The 18,962-nt window shown below is 61.1% G+C and carries 19 protein-coding genes and 1 riboswitch; of the genes, 9 read left to right on the forward strand and 10 right to left on the reverse strand.

The genetic code is table 11. The features are described 5' to 3' along the window. The first annotated feature begins 21 nt into the window (after positions 1-21). The 9 genes from ACXAH0_RS16800 (at position 22) to ACXAH0_RS16840 (ending at position 9,014) form a co-directional block, all read left to right on the forward strand. Positions 22-789: a transglutaminase-like cysteine peptidase gene (locus ACXAH0_RS16800; protein WP_475193158.1), complete on the forward strand. Its 768-nt coding sequence runs from the start codon at positions 22-24 to the stop codon at positions 787-789. Between the two features lie 62 nt (positions 790-851). Next, positions 852-1,724 carry a PaaX family transcriptional regulator C-terminal domain-containing protein gene (locus ACXAH0_RS16805; RefSeq protein WP_475193161.1) on the forward strand — a complete coding sequence of 291 codons (873 nt, stop codon included), beginning with the start codon at positions 852-854 and terminating at the stop codon, positions 1,722-1,724. Positions 1,725-1,859: 135 nt separating this feature from the next. Then, positions 1,860-2,858 carry a 1,2-phenylacetyl-CoA epoxidase subunit PaaA gene (gene paaA, locus ACXAH0_RS16810; RefSeq protein ID WP_475193163.1) on the forward strand — a complete coding sequence of 333 codons (999 nt, stop codon included), beginning with the start codon at positions 1,860-1,862 and terminating at the stop codon, positions 2,856-2,858. A gap of 30 nt (positions 2,859-2,888) precedes the next feature. Continuing rightward, a complete protein-coding gene (gene paaB / locus ACXAH0_RS16815) occupies positions 2,889-3,176 on the forward strand; it encodes a 1,2-phenylacetyl-CoA epoxidase subunit PaaB (RefSeq protein WP_475175524.1) in 288 nt (95 codons plus the stop codon). A 110-nt stretch (positions 3,177-3,286) separates the two neighbouring features. Further along, complete coding sequence (gene paaC / locus ACXAH0_RS16820) at positions 3,287-4,012, forward strand: 1,2-phenylacetyl-CoA epoxidase subunit PaaC (protein WP_475193298.1); 726 nt, start codon at positions 3,287-3,289, stop codon at positions 4,010-4,012. A gap of 11 nt (positions 4,013-4,023) precedes the next feature. Then, positions 4,024-4,575: a 1,2-phenylacetyl-CoA epoxidase subunit PaaD gene (paaD, locus tag ACXAH0_RS16825; RefSeq protein WP_475175523.1), complete on the forward strand. Its 552-nt coding sequence runs from the start codon at positions 4,024-4,026 to the stop codon at positions 4,573-4,575. Positions 4,576-4,621: 46 nt separating this feature from the next. Continuing rightward, complete coding sequence (gene paaE, locus ACXAH0_RS16830; RefSeq protein ID WP_475193169.1) at positions 4,622-5,698, forward strand: 1,2-phenylacetyl-CoA epoxidase subunit PaaE; 1,077 nt, start codon at positions 4,622-4,624, stop codon at positions 5,696-5,698. A 48-nt stretch (positions 5,699-5,746) separates the two neighbouring features. Beyond that, positions 5,747-7,819: a phenylacetic acid degradation bifunctional protein PaaZ gene (paaZ, locus tag ACXAH0_RS16835; protein ID WP_475193174.1), complete on the forward strand. Its 2,073-nt coding sequence runs from the start codon at positions 5,747-5,749 to the stop codon at positions 7,817-7,819. A 526-nt stretch (positions 7,820-8,345) separates the two neighbouring features. Continuing rightward, positions 8,346-9,014: a hypothetical protein gene (locus tag ACXAH0_RS16840; RefSeq protein WP_475175516.1), complete on the forward strand. Its 669-nt coding sequence runs from the start codon at positions 8,346-8,348 to the stop codon at positions 9,012-9,014. 217 nt (positions 9,015-9,231) lie between these two features. Here the strand turns inward: ACXAH0_RS16840 and nrdF are convergent, their stop codons facing one another. From nrdF to paaI, 10 genes are all read right to left on the reverse strand, one after another. Continuing rightward, entirely contained in the window at positions 9,232-10,221 is a 990-nt protein-coding gene (gene nrdF / locus ACXAH0_RS16845; RefSeq protein ID WP_475193181.1) for a class 1b ribonucleoside-diphosphate reductase subunit beta, read from the reverse strand. 10 nt (positions 10,222-10,231) lie between these two features. Beyond that, positions 10,232-12,382: a class 1b ribonucleoside-diphosphate reductase subunit alpha gene (gene nrdE / locus ACXAH0_RS16850; protein ID WP_475193186.1), complete on the reverse strand. Its 2,151-nt coding sequence runs from the start codon at positions 12,380-12,382 to the stop codon at positions 10,232-10,234. Next, positions 12,364-12,768, reverse strand: coding sequence for a class Ib ribonucleoside-diphosphate reductase assembly flavoprotein NrdI (nrdI, locus tag ACXAH0_RS16855; RefSeq protein WP_475175509.1), 405 nt, complete (start codon positions 12,766-12,768; stop codon positions 12,364-12,366). Before nrdI ends, nrdE begins: the two co-directional genes overlap by 19 nt. A 21-nt stretch (positions 12,769-12,789) precedes the next feature. Beyond that, on the reverse strand, positions 12,790-13,011 hold the full coding sequence (nrdH, locus tag ACXAH0_RS16860; protein WP_475175507.1) for a glutaredoxin-like protein NrdH: 222 nt from the start codon (positions 13,009-13,011) through the stop codon (positions 12,790-12,792). Between the two features lie 104 nt (positions 13,012-13,115). Next, a riboswitch (cobalamin riboswitch) is annotated at positions 13,116-13,321 on the reverse strand. A gap of 280 nt (positions 13,322-13,601) precedes the next feature. Next, the gene (locus tag ACXAH0_RS16865; RefSeq protein ID WP_475193192.1) at positions 13,602-14,294 is read right to left on the reverse strand and encodes a DUF4166 domain-containing protein; all 693 of its coding nucleotides are present in this window, start codon (positions 14,292-14,294) and stop codon (positions 13,602-13,604) included. A gap of 224 nt (positions 14,295-14,518) precedes the next feature. Further along, positions 14,519-15,070, reverse strand: a complete 552-nt coding sequence (locus ACXAH0_RS16870; protein ID WP_475193195.1) for a GbsR/MarR family transcriptional regulator — start codon at positions 15,068-15,070, stop codon at positions 14,519-14,521. A 237-nt stretch (positions 15,071-15,307) separates the two neighbouring features. Continuing rightward, on the reverse strand, positions 15,308-15,820 hold the full coding sequence (locus ACXAH0_RS16875) for a P-loop nucleotide/nucleoside kinase family protein (protein WP_475193198.1): 513 nt from the start codon (positions 15,818-15,820) through the stop codon (positions 15,308-15,310). Positions 15,821-16,471: 651 nt separating this feature from the next. Further along, positions 16,472-17,083, reverse strand: a complete 612-nt coding sequence (locus ACXAH0_RS16880) for a TetR/AcrR family transcriptional regulator (protein ID WP_475193202.1) — start codon at positions 17,081-17,083, stop codon at positions 16,472-16,474. A gap of 84 nt (positions 17,084-17,167) precedes the next feature. Beyond that, entirely contained in the window at positions 17,168-18,481 is a 1,314-nt protein-coding gene (gene paaK / locus ACXAH0_RS16885) for a phenylacetate--CoA ligase PaaK (protein WP_475193205.1), read from the reverse strand. A gap of 22 nt (positions 18,482-18,503) precedes the next feature. After that, entirely contained in the window at positions 18,504-18,962 is a 459-nt protein-coding gene (paaI, locus tag ACXAH0_RS16890) for a hydroxyphenylacetyl-CoA thioesterase PaaI (protein ID WP_475193208.1), read from the reverse strand.

The raw sequence follows: 18,962 nt of genomic DNA on the forward strand, positions 1-18,962 counted from the left end.
CGCCTGAACCGGGCAGGGTCGATGGCATTTGCAAAGGGATACCGCGTCGGGCTGACGCTCCTTCTGGGGCTCTGCGGTGCTGCAGGGCTGGCGACCGCTGGTCTGACGTCTGCGGGCGCGGCGGCTGCTGCCGAGTTTAGCCGGGCCGCCAATGCTGGCCGGCATTTTCAATTCACTGTTGCGCCCGGCCGTCCTGATCCACAGCTGAAGCAGGCTGCCTTTTCAAGTGATGTCTCAGGGTTTGAAAAACGGTCCGACACGGTTCTGGCGCGGCGCTGGTCGCGTGCCCGGGCCAGGCTGGCGGCTGAGGCAGGGTGGCTTTCGTCTTGTGGTCACGGTGCGTGCCGGGACCGGCGGGCAGCGGTCTGGCAGCGCGCGGTGGCGCGTGTCAAGTCCAGCCCCCGTCATGGGCAACCGGCTCTGGTGCAAGCGGTTCTGTCGCAGCGGCTCCGCTATGTGCGGGACAGCGCATTGGATGACCATTGGGCCAATCCGCTGGCGACCCTTTTGTCAGGCGCCGGGGACTGCGAAGATCATGTTCTGCTGAAACGGGCGCTGCTGGTGGCTGCAGGCTACCGGGAAGACACCTTGCGCCTGATGGTGCTGGAGACAGCGCAGGGCCAGGGGCATATGGTTCTGCAGATCACGGGTGATCAGTCCTTTGTGCTCGACAACCGCTCCCGCTATCCGGTGCCTGCCGAGGCGCTGAAAGACGACCGGGTTGTCGCCGTTGCAACGGGGGCGGGGTTTTTCCTTGTCCAGACTGCCGGTCAGAGACCTGCACTTTAATAGAGCACATTCTTTTTCAAAAACTGAATATGGTGTGATATAATTTTTCAGAGGTGCCTTTCATGCCGACTGACCCGTTTGACCTGCAGTCCAAAGCCGCCGTTGATACGGTGCCGCGGGCTCCTGCCTTTATCGTGACGCTTTATGGGGATGTTGTCGCCCCGCGTGGTGGGACCCTTTGGATGGGTGATGTGGTTGCCTGTTGTGCGCAGCACGGCATCAATGAAAGCCTGGTGCGCACGGCCATGTCGCGGCTGGTGGCCGCAGGCAAGCTGCGCGGCGAACGGGTGGGGCGCAAGAGTTTCTACCGGTTGACGGAGGCGGCAGAGGCCGAATTTCAGACCGCAGCCCGGGTTCTTTATGCCCCGCCGCCGCTGGCGCGGGGCTGGCTGATAGCACCCGGCGCACAGGGGCCTTTGCCTGACGGATGGGCGTTTTTGGGCTCCGGTCTGGCCATTGGCCCGAACCGCTCCGATCTGCCCGCTTTGCCCGGCCTTGTTCTTTCCGCCGAGACCGTCAGCACGCGGCAAGAGTGGCCCGCGCTGAGCCGGGCGCTGTGGGATCTGGACCTTGTTGCGGACCGATACCGGTCCTTTTTGCAGCGGTTTGAAGGGCTGGTGGACCTTGCCGCCAGCGCTGACCCAGGCAAGGCCATGCCGGGAGAGCGGGCGCTCGCGCTGCGTCTTCAGCTTGTGCATCATTACCGTCATGCGGCGCTCAAAGATCCGCGTCTGCCAAGAGAAGCCTGGCCGGATGGGTGGCCGGCGGAAACGGCCCGCCAGCTCTTTGTGCGCCTTTATCTGGCGCTTGTGAACGAGGCCGATGCCTTCATCGGGCACGGGTTCCGGGATATCGGCGGACTGCTGCCGCACCGGACGGGGGCAACCTGCCTCCGTTGCGACCGGCTTTTGCGGGAGGCGGCCGGGTTTGCTTGACTGCGGAAGTTGGGACGGGCTCGTTAATACATCACATTTTTTAGAATTTTTGTTTTTAGTGTGATGTAATATGCTATCGTTGGTCAGCTGCCGGGCAGGAGGAGTGTCCGGCAGACCCGCATGGGAGGAGAGGCCATGTATGCGCAGCTTGTGAAATCTGAGGGGCTGAAACCCCGCTCAGACATGACGCCGGAAGAGCAGTCCTTTCAGGACCGGGTCGACCGGGGCGATAAGATCGAGCCGAAAGACTGGATGCCGGAGGGCTACCGCAAGACTTTGATCCGGCAGATCGGCCAGCATGCTCATTCGGAAATTGTCGGCCAATTGCCGGAAGGCAACTGGATCACGCGGGCGCCGACCCTGGAGCGCAAGGCGATCCTGCTGGCCAAGGTGCAGGATGAGGCGGGCCACGGGCTTTATCTTTATTCGGCCGCCGAGACCCTGGGTGTGTCGCGGGATGAGTTGCTGGAGAAGCTTCATTGCGGGCAGATGAAATACAGTTCCATTTTCAACTACCCGACCCTTAACTGGGCGGATATTGGCGCGGTCGGCTGGCTTGTGGACGGAGCGGCGATCATGAATCAGGTGCCGCTGCAGCGCACCTCCTATGGGCCCTATAGCCGCGCCATGATCCGCATCTGCAAGGAGGAAAGCTTCCACCAGCGCCAGGGCTATTCGATCATGATGAAAATGGCCTCCGGGACCGAGGCCCAGAAGGAAATGGCGCAGGATGCCCTGAACCGGTTCTGGTTTCCGGCTCTGATGATGTTCGGTCCGTCCGACAAGGACTCGGTCCATTCAGCCCAGTCCATGGCCTGGAAGATCAAGATGAACACCAATGACGAGCTGCGCCAGAAATTCGTCAACGAAACCGTGCCTCAGGCCGACTATCTGGGGCTGAAAGTTCCGGATGAGAAGCTTGCCTGGAACGGAGACAAGGGCGGTTATGACTTTTCAGAGCCGGACTGGACGGAGTTTTTCGACGTGATCAAGGGCAATGGGCCATGCAACCGGGAGCGGCTGGAGGCACGGGTGTCCGCCTGGGAGGACGGCGCCTGGTTTCGGGAGGGCTTGAGTGCCTATGCGGACAAGGCGGCGCAGCGCCGTCAAATGGCTGTGGACGCGGCGGAATAGGCTGGATCAAAGACGAGGGGAGGACAGGCCGTGAGCAAAAAGGAATGGCCGCTTTGGGAGGTCTTCATTCGCGGACAGCACGGGCTGAACCACCGCCATGTGGGCAGCCTGCATGCGCCGGATGCGGAAATGGCGGTCAACCATGCGCGTGATGTCTATACGCGCCGCCGGGAAGGTGTGTCGATCTGGGTGGTGCCGTCAAAGGAGATTACGGCCTCCAGCCCTTCAGACAAGGGACCGTTGTTTGATGCGGCGGACAGCAAGACCTACCGCCATCCAACCTTTTTCGACATTCCGGAAGACGTCGGGAAGATGTGATGGAAACGGCCGTTAACACGAAAGCACCTTTATTGCCAGAGACCGGGGCGGCAGACCCCTTTGTGCGTGATGCTGCCTTGCGGCCAGCGCTGTTCGACTGGCTGTGCCGGATGGGCGACAATGCGCTGATCCTGGGCCACCGCACCTCTGAATGGTGCGGCCGGGGGCCGGTGTTGGAAGAAGATATTGCGCTGGCTAACACGGCGCTTGACCTGATCGGCCATACCCGCCTGTGGCTGGAGCTTGCAGGGGAGGTGGAGGCGGCCGGACGCAGCGCTGACGACCTTGCCTATCTGCGCGATGCTATCGCTTTCCGCAATTGCCTGCTGGTGGAACTGCCGAAGGGCGACATGGCCGTGACGATGATGCGTGAATTTCTGTTCGATGCCTTTCATCATCTGCTGCTGAGCTGGCTGGCAGCGCAGTGCCGCAGCGCACGCATCCGCGAGATCGCGGCAAAGGCCCTCCGGGAAGTCAGTTATCATCTGGACCGGGCGTCCGATCTGGTGGTGCGCCTGGGTGATGGCAGTGCGGAAAGCCACCGGCGCATGCAGGACGCACTTGATCGCCTCTGGCCCTATACGGGCGAATTGTTCACCGCAGACGCGGTTGATACGCAGATGATGGACGCCGGTCTTGCCCCGGACTTGCGCGCCTTGCAGCCGGAGTGGGACCGCCTTGTCCGCGATACGCTGGAGGAAGCCACGCTGACAGCGCCTGCTCCGGGCGGCTATGCCCACCTGGGGGGCAAGCAGGGCCGGCATACGGAACATCTGGGGTTTGTTCTTGCCGAAATGCAGTTTCTCCAGCGGGCCTATCCGGGCGCGCAATGGTAGGGGGTGCGGCCATGCCAGCGATGTTGACACCAACCAAGGATATGTTGGCTGAAGGCCTGCCTAAGATTGAGGAAATCTGGGCCTGGCTGGCCGAGGTGCCGGACCCGGAAATTCCGGTTGTCTCCATCACCGACCTTGGGATCGTGCGGGAGGTCCGTTATGACGGCGCCACCCTGGTGGTGGCAGTCACGCCGACCTATTCGGGCTGCCCGGCAACAGCGGTGATTGATCTCATGATTGAGGAGAAACTGCGGGAAAAGGGCATGACAGCGCTTGCGCTGGAGCGGCGCTTGTCGCCGCCCTGGACCACAGACTGGGTAAACACTGCGGCGCGGGAAAAGCTGCGGGCATTCGGAATTGCCCCGCCTGTCGATGGCACGGCGCCGGACCGCATGAGCGCGAAGGCGGCCCGGCTTTCCGGCACAGCGGGTCTTGTTGTGGCCTGCCCGCGCTGCGCTTCGGCTGAGACGGAGCGGGTGAGCCAGTTCGGCTCGACCCCCTGCAAGGCCGCCTGGCGCTGCCGGGCCTGCCTGGAGCCCTTCGATTATTTCAAATGTTTTTAGAGCTCCGGCACATACCAAAGCCCGGGGCCGGGCAGGAGATAAGAAAATGGCACGGTTTCATGCCCTGGAAGTGACCGACATTCGCCGGGACACCCGGGATGCGGTTGTGCTCACCTTGAAGCCGGACGCAAACGCGGCCAAGGATTTTGCCTTCATTCAGGGCCAGTATCTGACCTTCCGGCGGGACTTTCACGGCACGGAGCTGCGCCGGTCCTATTCGATCTGCGCCGGGCTTGATGACGGCCTGCTCAAGGTGGGCATCAAACGGGTCGAGGGCGGGGCCTTTTCCTCCTGGGCAAATGAGCATCTTAAGGTCGGGGACCGGCTGGAGGCCATGGCCCCTATGGGCCGGTTTTTCACACCTCTCGACCCGGAGCAGCCCAAACACTATCTCGGCTTTGCGGGCGGGTCTGGCATCACGCCGGTTCTGTCTATCCTGAAGACCGTGCTGGCGCGGGAACCGGAGAGTTCATTCACGCTGGTCTATGCCAACCGGCAGACAAGCTCCATCATGTTCCGTGAAGAGCTGGAGGATCTGAAGAACCGCTATCTTGGCCGCTTCTCGCTCATCCATATTCTGGAAACCGATGCTCAGGAGATCGACCTTTTCTCCGGCCGGATCGATGCTGAGAAAATGGACGGGCTCTTAACCCATCTGATCAATCCGGAGACGGTCGACACAGCCTTTATCTGCGGGCCGGAGCCGATGATGAAGGTCATCTCCGGGCGCCTGAAGGCCCATGGGCTTGGGGACGACCAGATCCGCTATGAACTGTTCAAGTCGTCCCAGCCTGGACGGCTCAAGCAGCGGCCAAAGATGGCGGCTGAGGACCGTCACGCGGGTGCCTGCGATGTCTCGGTCACGCTGGATGGAACCACACGGCGCTTTTCCATGGCGCGGGACGGGACGTCCGTTCTGGAAGCGGCGCTGGAGGCCCATCTGGACGCGCCCTATGCCTGCAAGGCCGGGGTCTGTTCCACCTGCCGGGCCAAGGTGCTGGAGGGCTCGGTGGAGATGGAAGCCAACCACGCGCTGGAGGATTACGAGGTTCGCGCCGGCTATGTGCTGTGCTGCCAGAGCCGCCCCACCTCCGCCCGGCTGGTCCTGAGCTATGACGATTGAGCCTGCGGGCCAACATCAACGCATGCCAAATAAAAGAAAGGACACTCCATGAGCGGAGCGGGAGCGAAGGTGCGCCGTCTGGAAAGCTATCTGGAAGGGGCCTGGCGTCCGGGGCAGGGCGAAGGGCGGCCGGTGCTGAATGCCGCAACGGGCGTTCCCCATGCCCTGATCGGAACAGAGGGGCTGGACTTTGCGGCCGCGCTTGATTGGGGCCGGGCTGTGGGCGGTCCGGCCCTGCGCGCCATGACCCTGCACGAACGGGCCTTGATGCTGAAGGCAGTCGGCTTGAAGCTGATGGACGAAAAAGAGCTGTTTTATGCGGAGAGCTTTGCCACCGGTGCCACGCGTTCGGACGGCTGGATCGACATTGAAGGCGGCATCAGCACCCTGTTGACCTTTGCCTCCAAGGCCCGTCGGGATTTGCCAAACACCAAATTGCTCACCGAAGGCCCGGTAGAGCTTCTGTCCCGGGATAACAGCTTTTCTGCCCAGCATATTCTGACCCCGTTTCAGGGCGTTGCCATTCACATCAATGCTTTCAACTTTCCCGTCTGGGGCATGCTGGAAAAAATAGCCCCGGCACTGATTGCCGGTATGCCCTGCCTGATCAAGCCCGCCTCCCAGACCGCCTATCTGGCCGAGCTGGTGGTGCGCCGCATTCTGGCCACCGGCCTGTTGCCAGAGGGCGCACTGCAGATCGTGACCGGGTCGGCCGGGGGGCTTCTGGATCATGTGAGCGAGCAGGACGTGGTCACCTTCACCGGGTCTGCTGCAACCGGGCACAAGCTGAAATCCAGCCCGGCAGTACTGGCCCATTCGGTGCGGTTCACCATGGAAGCGGACAGTCTGAATGCTGCGATCCTTGGCCCGGACGCAGGACCCGGCACGGCGGAATTTGATCTCTTCGTGAAAGAGGTCTGCCGGGAGATGACGGTAAAAGCCGGACAGAAATGCACGGCCATCCGCCGGGTGATCGCTCCGCTGCGCCATGAGGGGGCTCTCATGGAGGCTATCTCTCAGCGTCTCGCCGCCACGCCGGTTGGCCTGCCGGACGATGAGCGCGTGCGCATGGGCGCGCTGGTTTCGCTCAAGGACCGGGAGGATGTGAAAGCCAAGGTGCAGGCGTTATCCTGCGAAGCGGAGATTGTCTGCGGCGGGCTGGACTTGGTTGATCTTGTTTCCGGCGATGTGAAGCACGGCGCCTTCATGGCTCCTGTACTGCTGCACTGCGCAGATCCACTGTCAGCCGGGGCGGTTCACGCGGTGGAGGCCTTTGGGCCGGTGGCCACCGTGATGGCCTACCGGGAGCCCGAGGAAGCTGTGGTACTGGCGCAGAAAGGGCGGGGCTCTTTGGTCTCTTCTCTCTTCACTGATGATGCGGCAGTTGCCCGGGAGATTGTCGCTGGCCTTGCGGCTTTCCACGGCCGGGTGCTGATCGGCAACCGCCGCTCGGCGAAAAGCTCCACCGGGCATGGCTCGCCACTGGCACCTCTGGTTCATGGCGGACCGGGCCGCGCCGGGGGCGGCGAGGAAATGGGCGGCATGCGCGGGGTCAAACATTTCATGCAGCGCACCGCCCTTCAGGGCACGCCGGAGCTTTTGTCTGCGGTCACCGGCCAATGGATGGAAGGGGCGTCTGCCCAAAGCGGGGGGCATCCGTTCCGCAAGTCCCTGGCCGGATTGGCAATCGGGGATCAGATCGTGACAGAGGCGCGCGAGGTGTGTCAGGAGGATGTGGAGCATTTCGCGGAGTTTACCGGCGACACGTTCTACGCTCATATGGACAGCGATGCGGCCAGGGCCAATCCGTTTTTTGATGAAAGGGTCGCCCATGGCTACCTGATCGCGTCTTTTGCTGCCGGTCTTTTTGTCGATCCGGCACCGGGGCCGGTTCTGGCCAATTACGGCGTCGATAATTTGCGCTTCCTGACCCCGGTCTATTTTGGCGACAGCCTCAAAGTGCGTCTGACCTGCAAGGAGATCAACCCGCGCGCAACCGCCGATTATGGCGAAGTGCGCTGGGACTGTCAGGTCACCAAGCAGACCGGTGAGATTGCCGCGCAATATGATGTTCTGACCCTGGTAGCAAAGGACTGGGCGGCGCCAAAGGACAGCACCTGATGCCAACCTCACCATCCAATAGGGTCTTATTTATTGAGGCTTGTGTGAGGCGCGGGGGGATAAGGCGCAGTCCCCCTGTCTCCTGCCCTTCTTGAGAAGGGCGCAACTGCCGGAAATGCGCGGCAACTTGGTAAAATCATCAATTTAAGCTATTATAGGGCCGGTTTGATGAAGATGCTGGCCGCAGACGTTTTTTTGGCAAGCAGGCATCCCCCGGGCTTGAAGATGGGGCCGGCAGGAAATTGACAACGGACCAGAGCGCGCCGCGTTCTTGGGGAAACAAACCGGTTTGTCATGTGTGTTGAGTTTTTTGTTTTCAGGCGGCCAAAGGCAATCCGATGAGTTTCGGCTTGTGGCCAACGACGCGGTAGCGGCTTTTTTGGAGCCTTTTTCACGCGCTCCGGTGTGCAATTGGACAAGTGGGCAGTCGGCTGGCCGGTCTTTTGCCAGCCGGGACGTTGGGCGCAGGCCGTGTGTCATTGAAACTGCGGTCTGCTGTGATCGACTGAACCGAAGGATTTCAGATATGCAGACGCGTTTTAATCCTGCGACACACGGGTTTCATTTCAGCAACAAGGACATTCGCTGGAGCTATTTTGGTGCCAGCGGGCGGCAATTATGCGGCGGTATGTCCTTTGCAGCGCTTGATTTTTACTATTCCAACACCCCGATACCCAGCGATACGACACCGCCCGCCGAGCACTCGACCTTGCATGGATATATCAACCGCCGGCAGTTTGATGCCCACGGATTTGCCTTTCCCTATTTTACCGGCTCCGCCGCGGATACGAGACCGCAGCAACGGTACGAGGACAGCAAGAGGCAACAGTTCAGGTTGTTGAAACCTTACCTGGACCGGGAACAGCCCTATCCCATTCTGCTGGACGGGGGCGGGACGCCCTCCCGCAGCCACTGGGTGGTTGCCATCGGCTATGATCTTGTCAACGGAAGCCGGGACAGTGTCGCGCGGCTCCATGTCTATGACAACAATCAGCCAGATACAGTTCGCCAGCTGACGCCCATGGACAGCGTCCATCGCTGGCAGCTGCTTGGCGGATCGCAATATGATGCCTTCGTAGCAGGCACATGCTACCGGCTGGTCCGTCCGACGGCGGAGGAAATGGCACGGCCTGCACATGCAGGCCAGGCGCTGCGTGGCACCAGCCCTGGCGGGCACGGCATTGGGCCGTTGTGATTTGAACGTGGCGCAAGTGTCGGCTGCGAACAGGCAATGCGGGCCCGCCCGGCCGAGGTGGCCCAGTGTCAGGTCCTCCAGTGTCAGCTGGTCCGGTGCAGGGGGCGGGTGAAACCAAAAAGGCTGCAGCCTCATGACTGTAGCCTCTTTGTGTCTGTTGCGTTGAAATCTGTGATTTCAGGCTGCGAACGGCCAAGCCCTTGAGGAGCGGCTGGCTTTAAAAATCCCAGTCTTCGTCTTCGGTCGCCACCGCCTTGCCGATGACATAGGACGAGCCGGACCCGGAGAAGAAGTCGTGGTTTTCGTCCGCATTCGGGGAAAGCGAGGCCATGATGGCCGGATTGACCTGGCAGACACTGTCCGGAAAGAGCGGCTCATAGCCCAGATTCATCAGCGCCTTGTTGGCGTTGTAATGGAGGAAGTGTTTTACATCCTCGGTCAGGCTCACCCCGTCATAGAGGCTTTCGGTGTATTTCGACTCGATCTCGTAAAGGTCGAGCAGAAGCGAGAAGGCAAAGTCCTTGATCTCCTGCCGCTCCGCGTCCCCGGTCTTTTCCAGCATGCGCTGGAACTTGTAGCCGATGTAATAGCCGTGAACGGCTTCATCGCGGATGATCAGGCGGATCAGATCGGCCGTGTTGGTCAGCTTGGCCCGGCTGGACCAGTGCATGGGCAGATAGAAGCCGGAATAGAACAGGAAACTTTCCAGAAAGACGCTGGCGATCTTCTTTTTGAACGGCGAAGACGCAGCGTCATATTCCTGGAGGATCAGTTTGGACTTGGCCTGAAGGAATTCGTTTTCCTCCGACCAGCGGAAAGCCTCATCCACATCCGCCGTCCGGCAGAGGGTGGAAAAGACAGAGGAATAGCTGCGCGCATGGACCGCTTCCATGAAGGCAATATTTGTCAGCACCGCTTCTTCATGGGGCGTGAGCGCATCGGCCATCAGGGTGGGCGCCCCGACCGTGTTCTGGATCGTGTCGAGCAGGGTCAGGCCGGTGAACACGCGGATGGTGAGCTGCTGCTCGTCCTCGTGCAGCGTTGCCCAGCTCTGAATGTCGTTGGACAGGGGCACTTTTTCCGGCAGCCAGAAATTGACCGTGAGCCGGTTCCAGATTTCCAGGTCCTTGTCGTCTTCCAGCCGGTTCCAGTTGACGGCCCGGGGCACGGGCCGGGCCAGATTGGGAAGGGGTGTGTGCAGGGTCATTTGGGCTCTCCTAAAGCGAGCAGGACACGCAGCCCTGCACTTCGGTCCCTTCCAGGGCCATCTGGCGCAGGCGGATGTAGTAGATGGTCTTGATGCCCTTCTTCCAGGCATAGATCTGAGCCCGGTTGATATCGCGGGTGGTGGCGGTGTCGCGGAAGAAAAGGGTCAGGGACAGGCCCTGATCCACATGCTGGGTCGCCGCCGCATAGGTGTCGATGATCTTTTCCGGGCCGATCTCGTAGGCATCCTGATAGTAGTCGAGATTGTCATTGGTCATGAAGGGCGCGGGATAGTAGACCCGGCCGATCTTGCCTTCCTTGCGGATCTCGATTTTCGACACGATCGGATGGATCGACGAGGTCGCGTTGTTGATATAGCTGATCGACCCGGTGGGTGGAACGGCCTGAAGGTTGCGGTTGTAAAGGCCGTGGGTCATGACGGCTTCTTTCAGGGCGCGCCAGTCGTCCTGCGTCGGCAGGGTGATGTTGAAGGCCGCGAACAGCTCCTTGACCCGGTCCGTCTCCGGCACCCAGGCCGTGTCGATGTATTTGTCGAAGAAGGTGCCGTCCGCATAGCGGCTCTTTTCAAAACCCGTGAAGCTTGTGCCGCGCTCGCGTGCCAGCGCGTTCGAGGCGCGGATACAGTGATAGGCGACCGCGTAGAAATAGAAATTGGTGAAGTCGACCCCTTCTTCAGAGCCGTAGTGGATCTTTTCGCGGGCCAGAAAGCCGTGCAGGTTCATCTGGCCGAGGCCGATGGCGTGGCTTTCGTCATTGCCCCGGCGCACGGATGGCACACTGTCAATGGCGCTCATGACCGAGACGGCGGTCAGCGCGCGCACGGCCGTTTCCACGGTGGCGCCCAGATCGCCGCCATCCATCGCCTTGGCAATGTTCAGGGAGCCGAGATTGCAGGAGATATCCGTGCCCAGGTGGGAATAGCTGAGATCGTCCCGGAACTCGGACGCCTCGTTGACCTGCAGGATTTCCGAACACAGGTTCGACATGTTGATGCGCCCGTCCACCGGGTTGGCCCGGTTGGCGGTGTCCTCGAACAGGATATAGGGATAGCCGCTCTCAAACTGGATTTCCGCAATCGTCTGAAAGAAGCTGCGGGCGCGGATCTTGGTCTTGCGGATGCGCGGATCGTCCACCATCTCGCGGTATTTCTCGCTCACCGAAATCTGCGAGAACGGCATGCCATAGACCCGCTCCACATCGTGGGGCGAGAACAGGTACATGTCCTCGTCCTGCTTGGCGAGTTCGAAGGTGATGTCCGGGATCACGACCCCGAGGGAGAGGGTCTTGATGCGGATCTTCTCGTCCGCGTTTTCCCGCTTGGTGTCGAGAAAGCGCAGGATGTCCGGATGGTGGGCGTTCAGATAGACCGCCCCCGCGCCCTGGCGCGCGCCAAGCTGGTTGGCATAGGAAAAGCTGTCTTCCAGAAGCTTCATCACCGGAATGACGCCGGAGGACTGGTTTTCAATGCCTTTGATCGGGGCGCCGGCTTCGCGGATATTGGTCAGAAGCAGGGCGACCCCGCCGCCGCGCTTGGACAGCTGCAGCGCGGAATTGATGCCGCGGCCGATGGATTCCATGTTGTCTTCAAGGCGCAGCAGGAAGCAGGAGATGAGCTCGCCGCGCTGCTGCTTGCCCGCATTCAGGAAGGTCGGGGTCGCCGGCTGGAAGCGGCCGGACAGGATCTCGTCCATCAGCCGCATGGCCAGGTTTTCATCGCCGTCGGCCAGGGTCAGGGCCACCATCACCACCCGGTCCTCGAACCGCTCCAGGTAGCGCTTGCCGTCAAAGGTCTTCAGCGTGTAGCTGGTGTAATACTTGAAGGCGCCCAAAAAGGTTGGAAACCGGAATTTGCGGGCATAGGCCGCCTCGAACACGGACTTGACGAAGGCCGCGTCGTACCGGTCCAGAACTTCCTGCTCATAATAGCCTTCTCGTACCAGATAGCCGAGCTTTTCTTCCAGCGAATGGAAGAACACGGTGTTCTGGTTCACATGCTGCAGGAAATACTGCCGGGCCGCTTGCCGGTCCGCATCAAACTGGATCTGCCCGCCGCTGTCATAAAGGTTCAGCATGGCATTGAGGGCGTGGTAGTCAACGGCAGCAGCCTGCTGGGCAGGCCGGTCTAGGACATCTGTTGCCAAAATTTCGTCATCCCGTGGTCAACGCGGGCAAGGTCCGTGTCGGTTCCGGCCAGCTCGAAGCGGTAGAGCACCGGTACGCCGCATTTTTTCGACACGACTTGCCCTGCATAGGCGAAAAAAGACCCAAAGTTGCGATTGCCGGAAGCAATCACCCCCTTGAGGAGCGCGCGCGTGGGCGCATCATTCAGGAACCGGATCACCTGCTTTGGAACGGCCCCGCGTCCTTCCCCATCCGCATAAGTCGGAAGGACGAGGACGAAGGGCCCGGCGACGTCTGGAAGCGCTGCGGACGCATTGCGGGGAATGCGCAGGGCGGGCGCACCGAGCCGTTCGATAAAGCGGTGGGTGTTGCCGGAGGCGCTTGAGAAATAGACAAGCGTTCCCATTGGATCAAAGCCGCCGGAGGTTTAGCTGAGCGCTGCAATCTTGTCCGGGCGGAACCCGGCCCAGTGGTCGCCCATGGCTTCAACAACCGGCACCTGCTGATAACCGAGGGACTGAACGTGCTCGAACGCTTCGCTGTCTTCGCTCAGGTCGATAATGGTGTAGTCGACGCCCTTTTTGTCGAGCGCACGGTAGGTGGCGTTGCATTGCACACAGGACGGCTTGCTGTAAACGGTGATGGTCATTGTTTCTTGCACCCCGAGTCGGTCTTTTCATGGGAACGGCAGCGCGCAAGAAGGGCCTGTGCCGAGGCACATGGTCATCCCGCCCCGCGGACCCGCCGTCCGTTAGCGTTTTTACATTCAAGGCAGGTCTCCTGGCTCACAGGTCAATGCCGGTTTGATCCGCCTTCCCGGAGATCTCCAGTGGCGTCTGGATCCCAGCTTCCTGTTCACAGTTGCGGGGGCAGCACCGGGTTTGCATCTGCCTGCGCACCGGTTTCCCTCTTAGCCGGCAATGCAAAAGAATCGCCGGGCCCTGAACACTAAATACAGTAGGTAAGTGAGTTCTGGTGTCAATCTGTAGGTGGTTCGGGATTTTGCTCAAATCAGAGGCAGAATGGACCGGGACGCTGTTTTGGGCCGGATCAGCAGCGGAAACCGGAGGACGGACCCCGTTGCAAAACCGGTGGACAATTGTTGGTGCTGCTGTGACTGATGGTCAGTCGTTGGGGCGTCTGCCGGATACGGGGCCGGGACCGTCAAGATGTTGTGCCAGAGAGCCTCTGGGCAATTTGCACCGCAATCTGGCTTCACAGAAGGGAGGGCGTCCATGATCAGTCCTCCATGTCTGCGAAGATCGCGTCCTGGTGAACCAGGTCGCCCAAAAGGCTGTGGGTCAAGGCGAGGGAAAACAGGAAACGGCCGCCGCCAAGGTCCCGGTGGGTGATGGCAAGCGCGCCCGGGCTCAGCCAGGCGGGCAGCCGCAGCCGCACGGTTCCAGCTTGCAGGAAATAGTGGTCGCTCGTGAAGACCAAGGCGTTGGGGCGGGCGCTGACGCGCAAGGCCATGCCGATGCCGCAGCCGATATATTCTTCCAGGCCGGTTGGACCGGCGAAGCGCTTGGAGCTGTGAATGACCTGCGGAAACCCGCGCGCCCGGCCATATTGGCGCAGCCAGAACTGGCCGTCTCCGGCACAGTCCTCCGTGACGGAGACGACGGCGGGCTGGTTAAGGCAGCTCAGGTCATGGGGCAGCGGGGCGCCCACCAGCCGTGCCAGCTGGGAGAGGCAGGCTCCGGCCCGGCTCCTGCGCATGGCAACCACCTGGCCCTGATAGACTGTGCTGGCCCCGCCGCGCAGCCGTTTGCCAAAGCGGCGGCGGATGGCGGGGGACAGGCTGGCCCAGGCAGTTTCGCCCAGCAATTTGCGAAAGCGCAGATCGGCCTGCTGTCCGGTCCCGCCAGGAGGCGGGCGCCGGGGGGCGCAAAGACGGGCTGCGGGTGGTGGAGGGCTCGTTGGGATCTGCATGATACACCCTTTCCTGTTAGGTTTGTTGTTTCTGTATAAAGAGAAATTAATAGACAAAAATTTTTCGACTTGTCCTCAGCCAGTTCTGGTTCTGGTTCTGGTTCTGGCGACAGGTTCAGGACTTGGCCTTGTTTCCCGGAGGGCCTTTGGCCCGAAGGGCTGGCGCCATGAGGACCCGGAGAGCGACGGGGACAGGGGAACTGGCATCTGCTGGCTCCTGTCTCTTATCCGGCCTTGCGGCCACTGATCTTCGCTAGGGACAGGACCTTGGTGCCCAGTTTCATGAGGGCGGCGAGGTTTGATTTCGGCACGCCCAGCATCTGCGCCGACCAGCTGTCAGCCGTTGCCAGAAACTCTTGCATCGCCTGTATACGCCCCAGAACTTCCGGATTCAGGCCGGGCTCGGTCCTGGCCTGGCTGGCGCACATGTCGATGGCCCGGATCGCCGGATCGATCTCCCGTTCCTTGCGGCCTCTGGCAATCAGCAGGGCCATTTCCCAGACATCGGTTTCGGCAACAAAATGCTCGCGCCGGTCACCTGCGACCGGAACCCTCTTGATCAGCCGCCAGCCGGCGAGCTCCTTCAACGAGTTGGAGACATTCGAGCGTGCAATGCCCAACTCCTCGGAAATCTGTTCCGCATTCAGCGGATCGGTGCTGAGATAAAGCAGGGCATGGATCTGGGCCACGGAGCGGTTGACCCCCCACTGGCTGCCCATATCCCCCCAATAGAGGATGAATTGCGCTTTTGCGGTTTTATCAGATATTTCTGTCATAACAGAAATATCTGACTTTCATGGGCAGGAGTCAAGGGGGGAGATGAGGCAGCGACGGCAACGGGGGCCGTGGCGGGGCTGGTGTCATATGCCGGTGGCCCAAAAGGTCTTCCTCTTGGGGTGGGACAGCGGCCCGTTCCGAAAGAGGAGCCCCCTCTCAGACCAAGTCGCTATCGTTTGAGAGATGAAAGCGCGGTGTTTCAAAAAGGACAGAGGCGGGAAAGACAAAGACCCGGTTCAAACGTTGCGCAAGGCTTTCTGGATGATATCCACGCAATCCTCCGGTGATTGCACGGATGTATCAAGCCGCACACGGTGTTCCTCCTCCCAAGGGGCGAAGAAGCGCCCAGCCACGTCCTGCCATGTGGGCACTGTGTGTCCGGGAAGATCGCTTTTGCGGCTTTCCACCCGCCTGCGGTGTTCGGCCCGGTCGGAGCAGACCAGTTCCACCAGGACAAGATCGGCCCCGCAAGAAGCACTGCAATCGGCAAACAGGTTCCGGGTGACGGCGAGGGAATTCACTGTATCCGCAATCACGTCGAGACCGCAGGACAGATTGTCCTTGGCCACGGCAGCAAGGGCGAGATAGCCCGCGTCCCCGGCCTCTTGAATGTCGAGACAGCTGGTTTCAATCGCTGTTTCAAGGGAATCAACACGCAGGTGTACGGCCTTGATACGTCGGGCCAGAGCCCGGGCCACGGTGGTCTTGCCGACGCCGGGCAGACCCGACAGGGTGATCAAACTGGTCATGATGAGGACATAGCAAACGGTTGGCTCAAACGGAAGATATTCCGAGGCCCATGCGTCCGCTATCGCTTTGTTTCAGACACACTCAGGGAAAACGGAAGTCTGTCTGCGCGCGCAAAGGCGAGCATCTGGTCTGTAGCATGCCAGATGCGGTCAAACAGAGGTCTGGGTTCCTGACGCCGCGCAGCCTCTTTTGTACGGTGCCTGGCGGCGGAGATTTGGCTTTCTGCTAATATTGATGTGTCCTCCGCAGGTCGTCCCCGGCTCGACCGGAGCCCCACTCTTTGTCCAGCGCCGGGGCGGTTTCATTCGGCGTGCGCGGATGGCAGGCTGCAAACGGTTTTCGTCTTGGCGGGCCTTGAGGAACAGGAAAGCCCGATTCCGGGATGCTTCCCGCACGACACATGACAGTGTCTGGTGGACAGGCGCGTAGATCCCCGATCAGGCCGGGAATGACCTTTTGGGCAGGCGGCGGCCTTGGCCGCAATCCGTGCCACCTGCTCTCCGACATCGGTTTGTCATTCCCGCAAAAGCAGGAATTCAGCACACATCTGCGCGCCTATACACAGCAAGGCTTGCGGCAAGCCGGATCCCGGCACTGCGCTCCGCTCCGGCAGGGACAGTTGAAGGGATGGAGCCTTGACAGGATTGTCGTCAGGTCGCCTTCTTCAGCCCGTCCAGGATCAAGGTGGTGGCCAGGGCCGCGTAGTCGTCCCGTGTGATCGGGCCGTCGTCCCGGAACCACATATAGACCCAGTTCATCATGCCGAAGAGGGACATGGTGACCGGCATTAACAGCGGGCGGGAAGGGGTGTCGAGCGCGGGGTGGATTTCTTTCAAGACAGTGGAAAAATACCGCACGATCCGGCGCTCAATCTCGACGATCTCGGATTTCTGGGCCGCGTTCAAGGCCGGACCGGCATTGAGCTGGACCTTGTGCTGATCGTCTGCCCCGCGATAGCTGTCCAGCACAGTAGCCACCAGCAGCTTGAGGCGCTCTTCGGGTGGGTAGGCGGCAAGCCGGGGAGCGGCCAGAGTGTCTGCAAGAGCGGTTTCCACGTTCTCCAGATGGGTGCGGATGATTGCAAAGATCAGCGCGTCCTTGGAGGGGTAATAGTGATAAAGCAGCGATTTTGAAACGCCAGCTTCCTGGGCAATCTGGGACATGGACGCTTTTTCCATGCCCTGGGAAGCGAAGACAGTGGCGGCCGTCAGCAGCAGCCCGTGTTGTTTTTCTTCAAAATCTGCGGCGCGGGGTCTCGCCATGCCATCAAGTCTCCGGGGTTTGACGTGTCTTGTTTGTCCGTGCGGTCACCCTGCTGTCTCGGAAAGGCAGGCGCTGCGCCAAAGTCAGTCCTCCTTCGGCCGGTTGTCCTGCACCCTCTGGGCCTTGCCCTGGGAACGGGGCAGGCTGCCGGGCTCATGCACCTTCACCTTGGCGCTGATGCCGATGGTGGATTTGATGTGGTGCGCAAGCTCGGTGGAGGCTGCATGTCTGGCCGCACTGTCTGCAGCGTCCGGCGCGGCTTCAGCATGAACGGTCATGGCATCCATACGCGCCTCGCGCACCAGCTCGATCCGGAAATGGGCGTTCAAGCCGCCGCATTTAAGGATCTGCTCTTCGATCTGGGTGGGAAACACATTGACCCCGCGCAGAATGATCATGTCGTCGCTGCGGCCGGTGATTTTTTCAATCCGCCGCATGGGCCGGGCGGTTCCCGGCAGAAGCCGGGTCAGATCTCCGGTCCGGTAGCGCACCATGGGCAGGGCTTCCTTGGTCAAGGTGGTGAAGACCAGCTCGCCCTTTTCGCCGTCCGGCAGGACTTCGCCGGTCGCCGGGTCGATGATTTCCGGATAAAAATGGTCTTCCCAGAGATGCAGCCCGTCCTTGGTTTCCACGCATTCCTGGGCCACCCCGGGCCCGAGAATTTCCGACAGGCCGTAAATGTCGACCGCATGCATGTCGAAAGCTTGCTCGATTTCCCGGCGCATGGCGTTGGTCCAGGGTTCGGCGCCGAAAATGCCGACTTTCAGGGATGAGCGGCGCGGGTCCAGCCCGAGCCGGTTGTATTCGTCAAGGATCGACAGCATGTAGGACGGGGTCACCATGATCACGTCCGGTTTGAAATCCTCGATCAGGGTCACCTGGCGCTCGGTCATACCGCCGGAGACCGGCACAACCGTGCAGCCGAGCTGCTCGGCGCCATAGTGGGCGCCAAGGCCGCCGGTAAAAAGGCCATAGCCATAGGCATTGTGCAGGAGGTTGCCCTTTCGTCCGCCGGCCGCCCGGATCGAGCGGGCCACCAGCGCGGCCCAGTTGGCAATGTCACCGGCGGTGTATCCGACCACTGTCGGCTTGCCGGTCGTGCCCGAGGAGGCATGGAGGCGCACAAGCTTGTCCCGGGCCACGGCAAACATGCCAAACGGATAGGTGGCGCGCAGGTCCTGTTTGACGGTGAAGGGGAACCTGGCCAGATCCGCAAGACAGTTGAAATCGCCCGGATGGACGCCATGGGCGTCAAACCGCTGCCGGAAGAAAGGGGCATTGTCATAGGCGTGGGCCAGAGTTCTGGCGATACGCTGTTCCTGCAAGGCCGCAATCTCGCCGCGGCTCGCACGTTCAATTGGATCGAGATCGGCGCGATCCGGTGTCAGGTCTATCATGAAGCTCCTCCCAAAGCTTGCGTCAGCCTGTCTGGCCATCCTCCGGCAAGAGAGGCTTGTTGAGGGCCCGGGACTGGCCCCGGAATTCGGCAATCACGGCGCCGTCCGCGCGGCTGACGCGGATGTCGTAAAGGCCCGACCGGCCCGTTCTGGAAATCTCCCGCGCCTCAGCGGTCAGAACATCGCCCAGAGCGCCGGGGGTGATGAAGGTGACCGCGCAGTGCTGGGCCACCGTCACCTGGTTGTAGCTGTTGCAGGCAAAGGCAAAGGCGCTGTCGGCCAGGGTGAAGAGATAGCCGCCATGGGCAATGCCGTGGCCGTTGGTCATGGTCTGCGTCACTGTCATGCGCAGGGCCGCTTCGCCCGGGCCAACGCGCACAAGCTCCATGCCGAGCGCGCGCGAGGCCAGGTCATTCTCCCAAAGGCGGGCGGCGCAGGCCTCTGCCAGGGCCTGAGGGGTCATGTGCTCGGGAGCGGTCAT

It is taken from the genome of Roseibium sp. AWQ4_290, assembly GCF_056160985.1.

What these genes read in the sequence shown, in the direction of transcription:
- ACXAH0_RS16800 (WP_475193158.1), top strand. Translation starts at nt 22, where the DNA reads ATGGCATTTGCAAAGGGATACCGCGTCGGGCTGACGCTCCTTCTGGGG.
- ACXAH0_RS16805 (WP_475193161.1), top strand. Translation starts at nt 852, where the DNA reads ATGCCGACTGACCCGTTTGACCTGCAGTCCAAAGCCGCCGTTGATACG.
- paaA (WP_475193163.1), top strand. Translation starts at nt 1,860, where the DNA reads ATGTATGCGCAGCTTGTGAAATCTGAGGGGCTGAAACCCCGCTCAGAC.
- paaC (WP_475193298.1), top strand. Translation starts at nt 3,287, where the DNA reads ATGGGCGACAATGCGCTGATCCTGGGCCACCGCACCTCTGAATGGTGC.
- paaD (WP_475175523.1), top strand. Translation starts at nt 4,024, where the DNA reads ATGCCAGCGATGTTGACACCAACCAAGGATATGTTGGCTGAAGGCCTG.
- paaE (WP_475193169.1), top strand. Translation starts at nt 4,622, where the DNA reads ATGGCACGGTTTCATGCCCTGGAAGTGACCGACATTCGCCGGGACACC.
- paaZ (WP_475193174.1), top strand. Translation starts at nt 5,747, where the DNA reads ATGAGCGGAGCGGGAGCGAAGGTGCGCCGTCTGGAAAGCTATCTGGAA.
- ACXAH0_RS16840 (WP_475175516.1), top strand. Translation starts at nt 8,346, where the DNA reads ATGCAGACGCGTTTTAATCCTGCGACACACGGGTTTCATTTCAGCAAC.
- nrdF (WP_475193181.1), bottom strand. Translation starts at nt 10,221, where the DNA reads ATGACCCTGCACACACCCCTTCCCAATCTGGCCCGGCCCGTGCCCCGG.
- nrdI (WP_475175509.1), bottom strand. Translation starts at nt 12,768, where the DNA reads ATGGGAACGCTTGTCTATTTCTCAAGCGCCTCCGGCAACACCCACCGC.
- nrdH (WP_475175507.1), bottom strand. Translation starts at nt 13,011, where the DNA reads ATGACCATCACCGTTTACAGCAAGCCGTCCTGTGTGCAATGCAACGCC.
- ACXAH0_RS16865 (WP_475193192.1), bottom strand. Translation starts at nt 14,294, where the DNA reads ATGCAGATCCCAACGAGCCCTCCACCACCCGCAGCCCGTCTTTGCGCC.
- ACXAH0_RS16870 (WP_475193195.1), bottom strand. Translation starts at nt 15,070, where the DNA reads ATGACAGAAATATCTGATAAAACCGCAAAAGCGCAATTCATCCTCTAT.
- ACXAH0_RS16875 (WP_475193198.1), bottom strand. Translation starts at nt 15,820, where the DNA reads ATGACCAGTTTGATCACCCTGTCGGGTCTGCCCGGCGTCGGCAAGACC.
- ACXAH0_RS16880 (WP_475193202.1), bottom strand. Translation starts at nt 17,083, where the DNA reads ATGGCGAGACCCCGCGCCGCAGATTTTGAAGAAAAACAACACGGGCTG.
- paaK (WP_475193205.1), bottom strand. Translation starts at nt 18,481, where the DNA reads ATGATAGACCTGACACCGGATCGCGCCGATCTCGATCCAATTGAACGT.
- paaI (WP_475193208.1), bottom strand. Translation starts at nt 18,962, where the DNA reads ATGACCGCTCCCGAGCACATGACCCCTCAGGCCCTGGCAGAGGCCTGC.